The 13,583-nt window shown below is 68.4% G+C and carries 16 protein-coding genes and 2 pseudogenes; 7 read left to right on the top strand and 11 right to left on the bottom strand.

The window, feature by feature from the left end; genetic code table 11:
- Positions 1–168 precede the first annotated feature (168 nt).
- Complete coding sequence (locus ACFWFI_RS16810; protein ID WP_387390355.1) at positions 169–357, top strand: hypothetical protein; 189 nt, start codon at positions 169–171, stop codon at positions 355–357.
- Between the two features lie 41 nt (positions 358–398).
- On the opposite strand, the gene ACFWFI_RS16815 is transcribed toward ACFWFI_RS16810, so the two are convergent.
- From ACFWFI_RS16815 to ACFWFI_RS16845, 7 genes are all read right to left on the bottom strand, one after another.
- The gene (locus ACFWFI_RS16815; protein ID WP_387390358.1) at positions 399–902 is read right to left on the bottom strand and encodes an FUSC family protein; all 504 of its coding nucleotides are present in this window, start codon (positions 900–902) and stop codon (positions 399–401) included.
- 145 nt (positions 903–1,047) lie between these two features.
- Positions 1,048–1,461 (bottom strand): hypothetical protein, encoded by a 414-nt coding sequence (locus tag ACFWFI_RS16820; protein ID WP_387390361.1) that lies wholly within the window; start codon positions 1,459–1,461, stop codon positions 1,048–1,050.
- A 9-nt stretch (positions 1,462–1,470) separates the two neighbouring features.
- Positions 1,471–2,238, bottom strand: coding sequence for an IclR family transcriptional regulator (locus ACFWFI_RS16825; RefSeq protein WP_387390364.1), 768 nt, complete (start codon positions 2,236–2,238; stop codon positions 1,471–1,473).
- Positions 2,239–2,276: 38 nt separating this feature from the next.
- Entirely contained in the window at positions 2,277–3,023 is a 747-nt protein-coding gene (locus ACFWFI_RS16830; RefSeq protein WP_387390366.1) for an enoyl-CoA hydratase/isomerase family protein, read from the bottom strand.
- Positions 3,020–4,621 carry a class I adenylate-forming enzyme family protein gene (locus tag ACFWFI_RS16835; RefSeq protein WP_387390369.1) on the bottom strand — a complete coding sequence of 534 codons (1,602 nt, stop codon included), beginning with the start codon at positions 4,619–4,621 and terminating at the stop codon, positions 3,020–3,022. The genes ACFWFI_RS16830 and ACFWFI_RS16835 overlap by 4 nt, the downstream gene beginning before the upstream one ends.
- Before the next feature lie 144 nt (positions 4,622–4,765).
- Complete coding sequence (locus ACFWFI_RS16840; protein ID WP_387390371.1) at positions 4,766–5,938, bottom strand: iron-containing alcohol dehydrogenase family protein; 1,173 nt, start codon at positions 5,936–5,938, stop codon at positions 4,766–4,768.
- 4 nt (positions 5,939–5,942) lie between these two features.
- Positions 5,943–7,025, bottom strand: a complete 1,083-nt coding sequence (locus ACFWFI_RS16845; protein WP_387390374.1) for a zinc-binding dehydrogenase — start codon at positions 7,023–7,025, stop codon at positions 5,943–5,945.
- 610 nt (positions 7,026–7,635) lie between these two features.
- On the opposite strand from ACFWFI_RS16845, the gene ACFWFI_RS16850 reads away from it, so the two are divergent.
- Positions 7,636–7,797: a hypothetical protein gene (locus tag ACFWFI_RS16850; RefSeq protein ID WP_387390391.1), complete on the top strand. Its 162-nt coding sequence runs from the start codon at positions 7,636–7,638 to the stop codon at positions 7,795–7,797.
- Here ACFWFI_RS16850 and ACFWFI_RS16855 read toward each other — a convergent pair.
- Positions 7,736–8,313 (bottom strand): annotated as a pseudogene (locus ACFWFI_RS16855) (hypothetical protein). The gene ACFWFI_RS16850 and the pseudogene ACFWFI_RS16855 sit on opposite strands and share 62 nt — an antisense overlap.
- A gap of 89 nt (positions 8,314–8,402) precedes the next feature.
- On the opposite strand from ACFWFI_RS16855, the gene ACFWFI_RS16860 reads away from it, so the two are divergent.
- The 5 genes and pseudogenes from ACFWFI_RS16860 to ACFWFI_RS16880 all read left to right on the top strand — a co-directional run bounded on the left by ACFWFI_RS16860 (position 8,403) and on the right by ACFWFI_RS16880 (position 11,626).
- A complete protein-coding gene (locus tag ACFWFI_RS16860; protein ID WP_387390376.1) occupies positions 8,403–8,573 on the top strand; it encodes a hypothetical protein in 171 nt (56 codons plus the stop codon).
- On the top strand, positions 8,570–8,761 hold the full coding sequence (locus ACFWFI_RS16865; protein ID WP_387390379.1) for a hypothetical protein: 192 nt from the start codon (positions 8,570–8,572) through the stop codon (positions 8,759–8,761). Before ACFWFI_RS16860 ends, ACFWFI_RS16865 begins: the two co-directional genes overlap by 4 nt.
- Before the next feature lie 51 nt (positions 8,762–8,812).
- A pseudogene (locus ACFWFI_RS16870) lies at positions 8,813–9,231 on the top strand (cupin domain-containing protein).
- 390 nt (positions 9,232–9,621) lie between these two features.
- Positions 9,622–10,251, top strand: a complete 630-nt coding sequence (locus tag ACFWFI_RS16875; RefSeq protein WP_387390381.1) for a quinone oxidoreductase family protein — start codon at positions 9,622–9,624, stop codon at positions 10,249–10,251.
- A 256-nt stretch (positions 10,252–10,507) separates the two neighbouring features.
- Positions 10,508–11,626 (top strand): IS630 family transposase, encoded by a 1,119-nt coding sequence (locus tag ACFWFI_RS16880; protein ID WP_387390384.1) that lies wholly within the window; start codon positions 10,508–10,510, stop codon positions 11,624–11,626.
- Here ACFWFI_RS16880 and ACFWFI_RS16885 read toward each other — a convergent pair whose 3' ends face one another.
- The 3 genes from ACFWFI_RS16885 to ACFWFI_RS16895 all read right to left on the bottom strand — a co-directional run.
- Positions 11,627–11,860 carry a hypothetical protein gene (locus ACFWFI_RS16885; protein WP_328908070.1) on the bottom strand — a complete coding sequence of 78 codons (234 nt, stop codon included), beginning with the start codon at positions 11,858–11,860 and terminating at the stop codon, positions 11,627–11,629.
- A 59-nt stretch (positions 11,861–11,919) separates the two neighbouring features.
- Complete coding sequence (locus tag ACFWFI_RS16890; protein ID WP_387390387.1) at positions 11,920–12,807, bottom strand: 3-hydroxybutyryl-CoA dehydrogenase; 888 nt, start codon at positions 12,805–12,807, stop codon at positions 11,920–11,922.
- Positions 12,804–13,583 (bottom strand): acyl-CoA dehydrogenase family protein (locus ACFWFI_RS16895; RefSeq protein ID WP_387390389.1); only part of this gene is annotated, 780 nt, incomplete at its 5' end. The genes ACFWFI_RS16890 and ACFWFI_RS16895, both read right to left, overlap by 4 nt.

The following is a 13,583-nucleotide window of genomic DNA, read 5'->3' on the forward strand; positions in this document are numbered from 1 at the left end:
TCTCCTCCGCCAGCGCCGCCGGGCCACCGCCACCGGGGCAGCGGGCCCGAACACCGCAGCGGTTCGTCATCGGCCTCCGGGACACACTTCGCTCGCGAGCTCCCCGACGGACACGGGCCGGACCTGCCAAGCGCGGCCAAGAGCCGCGTAGCCTTCGTCGGCGAGGCGGTGCTCCTCGTCAGCGAGATCGGTCAGCATCGGATCGTCGCGCACGGCGCGATCCAGGACGCTGAGATGGTGGATCAGCTCGTACTGCAGCTCGACACGCGCCCGGCGGCCTTCCGCGCCGAATTGATGTCCGGCCCGATTGACCGCCTGCAGGGCCGCAACGGCCTCGGCGGTGCGGGCGGACTGTGAACCCACCAGTCAGCGGGGGAAGAACCAACTCGTGCCCCAGGTTACGGCAACGCGGTCACGGCTCCGATGAGCGTGTCGGTGAAGCGGTCGAAGGTGAGGGACGCCACCGTGCCGCCGGTGCCGCTGGCTTCCACGGCCAGAAGCGCCATGGGGGTGACGAACAGCAGCGCAAAGGCGTAGTTCATCGCCAGGGCGAAGTATTGACCGACCATCCAGATCAGCACGACGACCACGGGGACCACCACGCCGACGGGTGGAGGGCGGAGACCGCCCGGACGACGCCGACACCCAGCAGGGTTCCGACGGCCGGTGTGCGGCGCGACTCGTAGCCGCGACCCGGTTCCAAGCAGTTGGCTGACCGTGCCGGCGATACCGGCGGCCAGTGCCATGCGCCACGAAGTGAACCACTCCACGGCGTGGCCGATCAGGAAGCGCCAACTCGGCCGTCCCAGCAGCAGCGGCGTGTCCGGGGTCAACGGACGTACCGCGGCATCGGTGCCGAGCCGGCCCAGGATGGTCGCTGCCGGACTCCGGTTGACCTGCATCAGTTCCGCGACGAGCTCACGGTGTCGGCGTCCCCTGGCCGGCGGGCCATGCGGACCGCAGGGTCAGCCAGGCGCTGTTGACCGCCTGGTAGGCGTCGTTGCGGTCGGCGCGCCGCGTCTCCGGGCCGGCGTCGGGCCGGATCTGCTAGACGGCCACAGCGTTCTGTGCCCGGGCCAGGGCACGCCGCTCCGGTAGGTGCGGAGCGAAGATCAGCGGCAGGAGCAACAGAACCGAAGTGAACAACGCAGCGGCAGCGTTGATGCCCACCACCTGGCGGCCGAGGGCTTGGTCGGCGCCGAAGAACGTACCGAGCACCGCGGCGCAGAACATCATGACCGGGCTCGGGCCGGCGGTCAGCATGAAGGTGTAGTAGGCCAGCGAGACGATCAGGATGATCAGCACGCTGGCCGGGACCATGGCACACCCGTGCGGGGCGATCAGGACCGCGGACATCGACGCGGTCAGCACGGCAGTCGCCAGCAGGCCGTTCCTGATCCGGGCCCACAGGGGGAGCCCGGTTGCCCAGAAGGTGGTCAGCGCGCCGAGCAGGGAGATCATTCCAGGGCGTCAGATCGGTTCCCGCGCAGAAACGGACTGCTGCGACCAGGCGTCGACGTGCTTGAGAAGCGTCGCGCGCAGCTTCGCCTCTCGAGGCCTCATGTCGGCCGCCTGCCCGATGAGGACGGCCGTCGCGACGCTCTCCCCAGCCTGATTGTGTACGACGGCCGCCAACGCGAGCTGAGCGCCGTGGTGCCGAAGGTTTGTCGCCACCCGGCTCCTGCTGATGTCGGCGAACTCCGAGAAGAACTCCGAGACGAGCGCAGGGCTCTCCGCTTGTTGCCGACGCAGGTGGGCCTCGCGCTCAGGGTCCGGGCGCGCCACCAGCAGAGCCTTGCCCCCCGCCGTGTTCAGCAGCGTGCGCCGGATGTTGGAGCGCGCCGCGAACCCAGTGAGGGCATCCGTGCCCGACTCGCCGATGTAGATCAGCTGGTCACCGGCCTCAACGCCCAGGAAGACGGTGAGGCCGGTCGCCTCGTGCAGCGCGTCGAGGTCCGCCTGCGTCACCTGCCCGGCCCGGATGTGTCCGCTGGCCAAGGTGAGGCCGTACACAGCCGGGCCCAGATAGAAGCGGCGGTTGTCCTCGTAGAGCCAGCCCTTGGCCTGCAGCCCCTGGATGAAACCGTGCACCGAGCTCTTCGGAGCGCCCAGCGCCCGGGCGATCTCGGCGAAGCCGATGCCCGGGCTGTAGACGACCTCTTCGAGGATCTGGGTCACCCGGTCGACGGTGCGGTGGTTCTTCGGGCCATTGTCATCGGAAGCTGAAGAGTCCGTCACGGAGCCCAATGTACTCGATTCCGATCAATGATTCATAATTACGAACTCGTGAAGCGAGGCTGCCGCTTCTCGACGGAGGCGGCGATCCCTTCGGCGAAGTCCGCGGTACCCAGAAGAGCGGCCTGGGCGTTCGCCTCCACATCGAGGGCCGCCGAGACCTCCGCCACCAACGAGCGTCGCATCGTGGAGCGGATCGCGGGCAGCGACAGCGGTGCGGAGGCGGCGATCTCCGCGGCGAAGGCAATGGCCGAGGTCCGTGGGTCTTCCGCGACCCGGTCGCACAGGCCGAGGTCGAGGGCCTCGGCGCCGTTGACCGACCGGCCCGTGTACAGCAGCTCCAGAGTGCGCTGCTGTCCGACGGTCCTGGGCAAGGTCACGCTCAGGCCGAAGCCGTGGTGGAAGCCGAGACGGGCGAAATTGGCGGTGAACCTGGCGCCTGGGGCCGCGACGCGGAAGTCCGCGGCCATGGCCAGTCCGAGACCGCCGCCGACGGCGGCTCCATGGACGGCGGCCACCACCGGTTTACGTCCGGAGAAGACACGGAGAGCCTGACGGTAGAAGCGGCGAATGCCCGCCGCTCCGATACCGCGGAGATCGACTCCCGCGCAGAAGTGCTTGCCCTGCGCGGCAATGACGAGGCACGAGACGTCGTCGTCATCGTCGTAGGCCAGTAGTGCGTCGGCCAGATCGGTCAGCAGTTCCTCGTCGACGAAGTTGTGCGGTGGCCTGCGAAGTTCCAGCAGTGCGACGCCACCGCCGACCTGTTCGTGGAAGATGTCGCTCATCGTCGCCCACCGTCCCGCCCGGCAAGGTCCGCGCGCGCCTGTGCCGCCAGTTCCTTCTTGTCGATCTTGCCCGAGTGATTGGTCGGCAATGGGTGGTGCTGGAGTCGCCACCGGCTGGGGACGGCGAAGGACGCCAGCCCGGACCGCAGTTCCTCACTCAGCCGCTCCGCGGTGAGCCCCTCCTCGACGACCACGGCGGCCATCACCTCCTCCCCGAGATCAGGGTGCGGGACACCGAAAACCGCAGATTCGACCACACCGGCGACGCCCGCGAGAGCCTCCTCCACGGCCGCGGGCGCGATGTTCTCCCCTCCGCGGATGATCAGGTCCTTCGCCCGGCCGGTGATCCACAGGTAGCCCGCCTCGTCGATGCGTCCGAGGTCGCCTGTGTGCAGCCATCCGTCGCCGTCGATGGGCGACTCGTCCACTCCGAAGTACCCGATCATCTGGGTCGGGCTACGGACCAGGATCTCGCCTTCACCGTTTTCATCTCCCTCGTGGACCTTCAGCTCGACGCAGGGCAGCGGCCGGCCGCTGGTCCCGGGGTGCTCACTGGTGTCCCGTCCGGAGGCCGCCGTCGCCTGGCCGCCGTTCTCGGTCAGGCCGTACCCGGTCGGGACGCGCGGCTGAACACCCGGCAGGCCGGCGCGCAGCCGGTCGAGGAACTCGGCGTGCACCGGTGCACCGCCAACCGTGACGGAGCGCAGGGAGGTGACATCACGGCGGTGGACGTCGGGATGTTCCAGGACCCGGGAGACCATCGTCGGGACGGCGCTCCAGCGGGTGATCTTCCACTCCTCGACGAGGCGCAGCGCCTCCTCGGGGTCGAACTTGCCGGCAGGCATGACCAGCGTGTCGCCGACCGTGATCGCGCGGATGAGCGTCTGCACACCGCCGATGTGGAACATGGGCCCGGTGTGCAGGCCGGCGTCGCCCGTCGACTCGTCGACCTGCTGGGGCAGCCGCCGGGTGATGTGCAGGAGCATATGGAGGCCGGCCAGGAGAGAGCGGTGTGAGAGGACAACCCCCTTCGGGCGGCCCGAGGTTCCGGAGGTGAAGACGACGACTGCGGGTGCGTCCTCGTCCTCCTCCCCGCCGCTGCCATCGGTGAGGACCGGGAGCGTCGGAGAACCAACCGGGATGTCACACTCCCAGCGCCCCACCGCCGCGTCGTCGGGGAGGCCGGCCGCTCCCCGCGAATCGGCGAGGACCAGCTTGAGGTCCAGCAGAGCGACGGCGTCAGCGAGTTCACTCCTACCCCACCATGCGTTGGCGAGTACGGGAACGGCACCGACAGCCGCGCAGGCCCAGAAGTTGATGATCCACTCCTGACTGTTCCAGCCGAGGAGCAGCACCCGGTCGCCGCGACCGACGCCGGCCCCCGCGAGTTCTTCCGCTTTTGCCGCCACCGCCGTACGCAGCCCGGCGAACGTCATCACGTTCCCGCCTTGCGCAAGGTGCGGCCTGTCGCCCCACCGGTCAGCGAAGGTGAGCAGGCTGCCGATGGTACGGGGACGGTGCTTGTAGGCGCGGAAGGCGAGTCCTCGCACCTCCTCGACGCCGATCTCGTCGCCCCAGACGGTTTTCGTGGTGTTCATGCGTTCCTCCATGGGCAGCGGACACTCTGGATGTCACGCACCCGTTCGGTGCTGGACAGTGGGCTACTGCACGATCCCGGCATTTCGTCGAGCAGGTCATCGTGGACCTGCCGCCGCCGGTTCATCGCCGGTCTCGGCGCTCTGCTACCAGGCGTTGCTCAACACCGCCAGGACATCGGTCCGGTCGGGTACCCGAGGTGCGCTCGTGATGGCCCAGTCCTCCATGGCGTGGTCGGCCGCCTCGATCAGGTCCTTCTCGACGATGCCGACATCCCTGAGGCGAGTGGGGACCTCGAAAAGCTCCAGCAGTCGCTCGATCTTTCCGATCACGGCCTCGGAGGTCCGTTCATCGAGGTTGAGGATGTCGGCCAGCAGGGCGATACGGTGCCCGACCACCCGGGCGTTGAAGCGCATGGTGTGCGGCAGCAGCAGTGCTTGCACGACGCCGTTGGCGGTGGACGAGCGAGGTCCCACCGCATGCGACAGCGCCTGGGCGAGCCCTCCACCGGTGTGGTCGCTCCCCTGTCCGCTCATCAGCGCGGCCAGCATCAGGTGCATCCGCGGCGTGGCGCCTTCCGGATCGGTGTGGAGGTACGGGAGCCACGTGACCACCGTGCGCAGAGCATGCGCGAGCTGTGCGTCGGCGAGAGGGTCGACACGACGCGACTGCAGTCCTTCCACGGCCATGGAGAAGACATTGAGCGCGGCGGACCAGGCCAGTCGCGGAGGCGCGGTCAGCGCGATGGCAGGATCGAGGAAGATGCCCTGGGCACGAGTCCCGGGGTCGAAGAGGGCCAGTCGCTCGCCCTTCTCCGGGTCGCGCACCGCGCTGCCGGCCTTCGCACAGGCGGTGGTCGGGGTACTCGGCACGACCCACTGCGGCAGTTTCGGAGCGGTGAGCCTCGGACTCACGAGCGTGCCGTCGGCCCCTCGCCGCGTGCACAGCTCCCGGACGTCACGCTGTTCGGCGAGCAGGATCGAGGCCGCCCGTGCGGTGACCACCGCCGATCCGCCGCCGACGGCGATGACGGCATCCGCGTCATGGCCGGCAAGGAATCGCCGCGTCTGTTCCACCACAGGGAGGGGGCTGTGCTCGGCCACCTCGTCGAACTGCCCTACAAGGTGCTCCCCCAGAGCCTCGTGCACACGGCTCAGAGCGTCGGGGTGCTTCAGCATCGACGGTCCGCATACGATGACCGCGCGTCGCGCGCCCACCCGGGCGAGTTCGCGCGGCAAGGCGGCAAGGGCGTCCTGGCCGGCGAAGGTGCGAAACGCAGGACTCACATGGCGGAGCCTCAGGTCGGGATCTGTACTCATCGCCTCATCCCTCGAGCTCGACGACGGCGCGGCCACGGACGCGGCCCTCGTGGAGGGCGTCGACGGCGGCGTTGAGCTCGTCCAGTTCGAACCGGTCGGTGACGAGCGCGCTGGGGTCGAAGCGTCCGTCGCGGGTCCACTCCACGAAAGTCTCGAAGTCGCGTGCCGGGGCGCAGCTGCCGCCGACGCAGCCGAGCAGACTCTTCTCCCCGTTCAGCAGGTCCATGCTGTCCAGCTGGAAGGGGACACGTGGGATCCCGACGAGCACATCGGCGCCCCCACGGATACCGGCGCCGCGGATTCCAGGGCGCACCGACGCGAGGCTCACCGGAATGTTGGTGCCGATGCCGGTGCAGTCGAAGGCATAGTCCACCCCCCGCGTCCCGTCGTCATGCGGGGTCAGCGCGCGGATGACCTCCACCGGGTCGCATTTCTTCGCATTGATCACATCGGTCGCACCGAACTGCTGCGCGAGCTTCAGTTTGTCATCGTCGACGTCCACGGCCACGACCGGCGATGCTCCGAGAATGGCTGCTGCGGCCAGGGCGCACAGCCCCACTCCCCCGGCACCCCAGACGGCGACGCTCTGACCGGCACGGACAAGGGCACTGTTCATCACTGCACCGGCGCCCGTCATCAGCGCACACCCGATGATCGAACCCAGATCAGCCGGGGTGCCTTCCGGCGCCTTGACGAGGTACTGCTCGTCCACGACGGCGTGCGTCCCCCACGTGAAGACGTTGTGCGACCCGACCAGGCTCCCGTCCGGCAAGGTGACCTGCGAAGGAACGGGAGGACGTCCGTCGAGGGGCGCACGAGGGATCCAGGTGGTGAGCACCTCGTCCCCAGGCGTCACATAGTCGACCTCCGCGCCGACCTCGACCACCGTGCCGATGGACTCGTGACCGAGCAGCATCGGCTCGGTCCGCGAGGGGGCGAAGATTCGGTCCAGCTGGCTGTGGCAGACCCCGAAAGCCTTTTGCCGTACGACGACTTCGTACGGCCTCAGGGCCTCCAGCGTCACATCCCGGAATTCCAGCGTCTGCCGTCCGGCCCGGAGGACGGCGATGCGTGCTTCAACTGCCATGAGGATGCGGCCCCTTCGGTTCTTTGATCATTTAGATCGCTCCGGCTCACTGTGGCTCGCTGATCTTGGCGGGCGGCAGGCGGCGCAACCGCTTGGTTGGCCCGGCCGGCCAACGGCCAGTCGGAGAACAGCAACGGGCTGCCCAGCGTGATGAAGGTGGCGTCATCTCGTCAGGGCGACGTCTGTGAACGTCGTCCTGACTGAGCACTTCTGAAGAGTTGCGGCGGACACCTGATCCATGACCACATCCACTGCCTCGACCGCTCCGACCCCAGCCGAAGGCATCCGCTCTGCACAACATGCCCTCAAGCACGCCAACCTCCATCGAGTTCGTACATGCGAACCAGAGTGCGTATTTACACTCGGAGACTAGGAACGGCCGCCTGCGATGTCAATGGGGCGGCGACAGGTCGCCGCCGTCGAAGTGCGGCGCGGGCTGCGACTTCGGCGTCCGCGGCCGTCCGGCAGCAGTCTGATCGGCGGCACCTTTCACGTCTCTGAGGGCTGCCTGGGCAGCGCGAACAGGGGCTCAGGACCGAGGAGGGCGCCCCGCCGCCACCGTGCTCACCCGCCGGACGACGGCGCCGACCCGCTGGAAGGGCTCTGCTGGGTGATCCCTCTCCACCCGAACCTGGCGGAGCAGACCGTCGCCGGTGCCGTCCGTAGTGGTGAGCCGGGCACAGCCCATCAGCGCAAGCTGCTGCGGGCCCTCAAACACCGGGCCGACCACGACTCCTATGTCGCCGGTGTTGCCAGCGGAACCAGCGGGTAAGCCCTGGTGCCTGTTCTGGAAACGTCTCTCGTGGACAGGCTTCCTCCACGCGGATTGCGCAGACGTCCCCGTGAGCAAGCGTGCCTGTCGGGAGTACCCGAGGACTGGGGCCAGGGCCGTCAGCTGGAGCTCTGGGATGTCGGGATGACGGTGCTGGCGGCCCAGGAGGAGAGCAGGCGTAGGCCGTCGTGGCTGGGGGTCCCCGGTTCAGCGGTCCAGCCGATGGGACGCTGGTCGGGGGGTTGGTGCCAGCGGTGAGCGTGTCCCAGTCGAGGGTGAGGTTGCCGGCGACGGGGTGGTGGAGGGCTTTGGTGCCGATGCTGCCGGAGGTGACCGGGTGGCTGGCCCACCAGGTACGGAAATCGTCGTCGCGGACGGACAGTTCGCCGACCAGGGCCGCCAGGCGGGCTTCCTGGGGTATGTGGCAGCCTCCATGCGCAGCATGGCGACGGAGGTGCGGACAACCGTGTGCCAGTCGTCGTAGAGAGTGCGCATGGCCGGATCAGTGAACATCATCCGCACGTAGTTGCGGTACTGTCCGGCAGCTTGGAGAACAGGAGTTCATCGTCGCCTACGCCGCCGCGAAGTTCGGTGTCGAGGGCTTCATGGAGTCCCTGCGCTACGACGTCGAGCCCTTCGCCATCCGCACCACGATCATCGAGCCCGGCTTCTTCCGCACGGAGCTGCTGGTGGACGACTCCACCACCTGGGCGGAGCTGTCCATCGACGACTACGCCGAGCGCACCGCCGCGACCAAAAGGTGTGGCAGCCCATGAACGGCCAGCAGGAAGGTGACCCGGCCAAGCTCGCCGACGCCCTGCTGAAGGTCGCCGACCTCGACCGGCCGCCGCTGCGGTTCGTCGCCGGCAACGACTGCCTGACCGCTGTTGAGGCCAAGGCAAAGGAACTTCTCGCCCAGGTCGACGCCTCCGGCCCTCTGGGCTCTGGCCTCGCCCACGCCTGACCCATCCCGACCTCCCACCCCTCACACCGCACAGTTCCGAAGGAGCACAGCATGGAATTCGTCAAGCAACGGCCCACTGCCAAAGGACCGGCCGACTGGTTCAACGGAGACGTCTGGTTCGACGTCATCCACGCAGGCCAGGAGCCCTCCCGCCCGCGGGCCAACATGGTCCGCTTCGCCCCCGGCGCCCGCACGGCCTGGCACCACCACGCCGTCGGCCAGACCCTCCATGTCGTCGCAGGCATCGCCCTGGTCGGCACCCGTGACGGTGTCGTCCACGAAGCCCACCCCGGCGAGACAGTGACCTGTCCGCCCGGCGAGGAGCACTGGCACGGGGCGACCGAGGACCGCTTCATGCAACACATCGCCCTTTGGGACGGCACCGCGCCCGAGACGACCGGCCCGAGACCACCTGGCTGGAGCACGTCACCGACGAGCAGTACGCCGGACCACGCACCCCCAGCAACTGACACAAGCGACACACCAGGGAGACGGCATATCCGCGAGCGAGATGATGACCGCCCTGTTCGGCGGAACGGGGCCCCAGTGGACGCCCCGCGAGGTCCCTGTGCCCCAGCCCGGCCCAGGACCGGTGGTGGTACGTGCCCGTTCAGTCGCACTCAACAACGCGGATGCGGCGGTGCTGACCGCCGCTGACCCAACCGCCGGCGGCACCCGGTGAGGAATACCGGGCGGGCTTCGAGTTCGCAGGCGACGTCACGGTCGGCGGCGACGGCGTGCGAACGCCCGCCGTGGGCGACCGGGTGATGGACACCACCCCCGGGCAGCTTCGTTCAGTACGTCCTGGCCGACCACCGCCACGTCCTGCCCGTACCGCAGCAGACCGGCTACGAGGAGGCGTGTGCGCTGCCCACCGGGCTGCTCACCGACTCGGCGCTCTGGCGGCGGCCGGTTTCCAGGCCGGACAGTCGGTGCTGATCACCGGTGCCACCTCCAGCATCGGCCTGCTCGGCGTCCAGATCGCCAAGGCACTTGGCGCCGGACAGGTCATCGCCACCACTGGAAGCAGCGCCAAGGGCACCCTGCTGCGTGAGGCGGGCGCGGACAGCGTCGTGGTCACCGGCGAACAGGATCTCACCCAGGCCGTGTTGGAGGCCACCGACGGCAACGGTGTCGACATCGCCCTGGACCACGTCGGCGGGCAGACGTTCGCAGCCTGCCTGCTCGCCACCCGTGCCGACGGCGCCGTGGTCGCCATCGGCCGCCTGGACCAGGCCGCCTCCACCATCGGCCTCGACGCCCTCTCCTACCGCCACCTGCGCATATGCGGGGTCTCCTTCGGCTTCTCCCGCGCCGCCAAACTCGGCGCTGTCCTTGCCGCCGCCGGCCACGGCCCGCTTCCCGCCGTAGCCGGCCGCCGAGTGCGGGCTCCGATCGACACCCGCGAATCCTTCAAGACCGCCGCCCGTGTCGTGACACGCCTGCGATCCCACCAGGCTCACGGCAAGATCATCCTCACCGCTCCCTAAACCTCTGCTTCCGCCACCGGGGGGCCTGCCGGGCCGCAACTCGGGGCGAGTAGCTGGCGCTCACTCTTCGTGGTCCTCCCCGGTTCGCGTGCGACCAGAGACCGACGGCTACGCTGCATCAGCCTCCTCGCCGCGGAACCGGCGAGCCCAGGAACTGGCAAGGCTCCGTCTAGTGCTCTGACCGGGTTGGTTCGCCGGGTTGGTGGTCGAGGCAGTTGGATGTGCGGTGACGTCCGATCCGACCGGTGGAGGTGCGGTGGCCGAGCCTCTCCGTGTGCGCAGATTGACCGACCAGGAAGGGCAGAAGCTGCAGCAGATCGTGCGCCGGGGCAGCACCAGTTCGGTACGCTACCGGCGCGCGATGATGCTGCTGGCCTCGGCTGGCGGGAACCGCGTCCCAGTCATCGCCCAGCTAGTTCAGGCGGACGAGGACACGGTCCGCGACGTGATCCACCAGTTCAACGAGATCGGCCTGGCCTGCCTGGACCCTCGCTGGGCGGGAGGCCGTCCCCGCCTGCTCAGTCCTGACGACGAGGACTTCGTCGTCGCGACGGCCGTCACTCGCCCGACCAAGCTCGGCCAGCCCTTCACGCGCTGGTCGATCCGCAAACTCGTCATCTACCTGCGACGTGTTCACGGCCGCGTGATCCGGATCGGCAGGGAGGCGTTACGGTGCCTACTCACCCGCCGCGGCGTCACCTTCCAGCGCACGAAGACCTGGAAGGAATCCCCGGACCCGGACCGCGACGCCAAGCTCGACCGGATCGAGCACGTCCTGGACCGCTTCCCCGACCGGGTCTTCGCGTTCGATGAGTTCGGACCCCTGGGAATCCGCCCGACCGGCGGCTCGGGCTGGGCCGCCTCCGGACACCCCGAACGGCATCCCGCGACCTACCACCGCACCCACGGGGTCCGCTACTTCCATGGATGTTACTCAATCGGCGACGACACCCTGTGGGGCGTCAACCGGCGCAAGAAGGGCGCCGGCAACACCTTGGCCGCGCTCAGATCGATCCGCGCGGCCCGCCCGGACGGCGCCCCGCTCTACGTGATCTTGGACAACCTGTCCGCCCACAAGGGCGAGAAGATCCGTGCCTGGGCCAGGAAGAACCGGGTCGAGCTGTGCTTCACCCCCACTTACGCGTCCTGGTCGAATCCGATCGAGGCGCACTTCGGGCCGCTGCGGCAGTTCACCGTCGCCAACTCGAACCACCGCAACCACACGGTCCAGACCAGGGCTCTGCACGCCTATCTACGCTGGCGCAACGCCAACTCCCGCCACCGCGATGTCCTGGCGGCCGAACGCCGCGAACGCGCCCGGATCCGCAGCGAGAAGGGGATTCGCTGGGGCGGACGCGCCCGGATGGCAGCCTGATCATTCGCTGACGTTCATCGTCGCGCACCCCGCGACGCCCAGTTCGGACAGCACGCGCTGCAGTCGCTCCAGAGCCACGGCAGCGTCCAGACTCTCCGCGACTTCAAGGTCGAGGTGGCAACGACCCATGCCGCTGCCCGCCCCCGTGACCTCGCCGTCGAGCTCGAACGCCGCTTCCAACGCCTCCTCGACCTCGTCACGGTCGATCGGCAGCGCCGCGAAGACGATCTCCACAAACACCACAGTCCTCCATCTCAACCCGGCGAACCATAGCGGTCACAGCACTAGCGCGGCTATCGGGCGGCAGGGTCCGGGTAGGCGTAAAAGCCCTTCCCGGTTTTGCGGCCTAGTTGGCCTGCCTCGACCATCCGGGACAGCAGTGGTGGCGGTGCGTAGAGCGGCTCCTTGAACTCGTCGTACAGGCACTGCGCGACGGCCAGCGTCGTATCGAGGCCGATGTGGTCGGCCAGCGCCAGCGGGCCCATCGGGTGCGCGCAACCGCGAACCATGCCTTCGTCGATGTCCTGGGCAAGAGCGAACCCGGACTCGAACATTCGGATGGCTGCGAGTAGATAGGGAATCAACAGGGAGTTGACCACAAATCCCGCTCGGTCCTGAGAGACGATGGCATGTCGTTCCAGAACCTCCGTGACGAAGTGATGCATCCTCTCCCAGGCAGTGTCGGTGGTCACCAGGGACGGTACGAGTTCGACGAGGTCGAGCACCGGCACGGGGTTGAAGAAGTGCAATCCCATCACCTGGCCCGGACGGGAGGTGGCCGCACCGAGTTTCATGATGGGTATGGACGAGGTGTTGGAAGCGAACAGTGCGTCCGGCCGGGAAACGACCCGGTCCAGTGTGGCGAAGACATGTACCTTGAGCGCCTCGTCCTCCGGAACGGCCTCAATCACCAGGTCCCGATCGGCGAAGTCCTCCAGATCGGTCGTGAAGACAAGTGCGTTCACGGCGGCCTCGTGGTCCTCCGGCGACAACTTGCCCCGATCGAGCGCGCGGTTGAGGGACTGAGTGGTCCTGCTCCGACCGCGTTCCAGTGCCGCACCGTCCACCTCGTAGACAAGCGTGCTCAGGCCGCTCCGTGCGCATACCTCTGCGATCCCGGAGCCCATCAGTCCGCAGCCGACCACACCAACCCTGCTTATGCCCGAGTCTGTTGCGGTCATCGAGCGCCCCCCTGGATGCCGGGCAGGTTGCGCGCCATGACGATGCGCTGGACCTGGTTCGTGCCCTCGTAGATCTGCGTGATCTTGGCGTCGCGCATCATGCGCTCGACCGGGTAGTCACGCGTGTAGCCGTAGCCGCCGAGCAGCTGGACGGCGTCCGTGGTGACCTCCATCGCGACGTCGGAGGCGAAGCACTTGGCCGCGGCGCCGAAGAAGGTCAGGTCGCCGTCGAGGCGCTCGGACTTGGCCGCGGCCGAGTAGGTGAGCTGGCGGGCGGCCTCCAGCTTCATCGCCATGTCGGCGAGCATGAACTGGATGCCCTGGAAGTCGCCGATCGGCTTGCCGAACTGCTTGCGCTCCTGGACGTAGCCCTTGGCGTAGTCGAGGGCGCCCTGGGCGATGCCGAGGGCCTGGGCCGCGATCGTGATGCGGGTGTGGTCCAGGGTCTTCATCGCCGTGGCGAAACCGGTGCCCTCCTCGCCGATCATGCGGTCGGCGGGGATACGGACGTTGTCGAGGTAGACCTCGCGCGTCGGGGAGCCCTTGATGCCGAGCTTCTTCTCCGGAGCGCCGAAGGAGACGCCCTCGTCGGACTTCTCGACGACGAACGCCGAGATGCCCTTGGAGCGCTTCGTCGGGTCGGTGACGGCCATCACCGTGTAGTACTCGGACTCGCCCGCATTGGTGATCCAGCGCTTCACACCGTTGAGGACCCAGAAGTCGCCGTCGCGGACGGCCTTGGTCTTCATGCCCGCCGCGTCCGAGCCGGCGTCCGG

It is taken from the genome of Streptomyces sp. NPDC060209, from assembly GCF_042728155.1.
Classification (GTDB): Bacteria; Actinomycetota; Actinomycetes; order Streptomycetales; family Streptomycetaceae; genus Streptomyces.

Excerpts from the sequence above, each read along its gene's own strand:
- ACFWFI_RS16815 (WP_387390358.1), bottom strand. The coding sequence starts at position 902 with ATGCAGGTCAACCGGAGTCCGGCAGCGACCATCCTGGGCCGGCTCGGC.
- ACFWFI_RS16820 (WP_387390361.1), bottom strand. The coding sequence starts at position 1,461 with ATGATCTCCCTGCTCGGCGCGCTGACCACCTTCTGGGCAACCGGGCTC.
- ACFWFI_RS16830 (WP_387390366.1), bottom strand. The coding sequence starts at position 3,023 with ATGAGCGACATCTTCCACGAACAGGTCGGCGGTGGCGTCGCACTGCTG.
- ACFWFI_RS16835 (WP_387390369.1), bottom strand. The coding sequence starts at position 4,621 with ATGAACACCACGAAAACCGTCTGGGGCGACGAGATCGGCGTCGAGGAG.
- ACFWFI_RS16840 (WP_387390371.1), bottom strand. The coding sequence starts at position 5,938 with ATGAGTACAGATCCCGACCTGAGGCTCCGCCATGTGAGTCCTGCGTTT.
- ACFWFI_RS16845 (WP_387390374.1), bottom strand. The coding sequence starts at position 7,025 with ATGGCAGTTGAAGCACGCATCGCCGTCCTCCGGGCCGGACGGCAGACG.
- ACFWFI_RS16860 (WP_387390376.1), top strand. The coding sequence starts at position 8,403 with ATGGAGTCCCTGCGCTACGACGTCGAGCCCTTCGCCATCCGCACCACG.
- ACFWFI_RS16865 (WP_387390379.1), top strand. The coding sequence starts at position 8,570 with ATGAACGGCCAGCAGGAAGGTGACCCGGCCAAGCTCGCCGACGCCCTG.
- ACFWFI_RS16890 (WP_387390387.1), bottom strand. The coding sequence starts at position 12,807 with ATGACCGCAACAGACTCGGGCATAAGCAGGGTTGGTGTGGTCGGCTGC.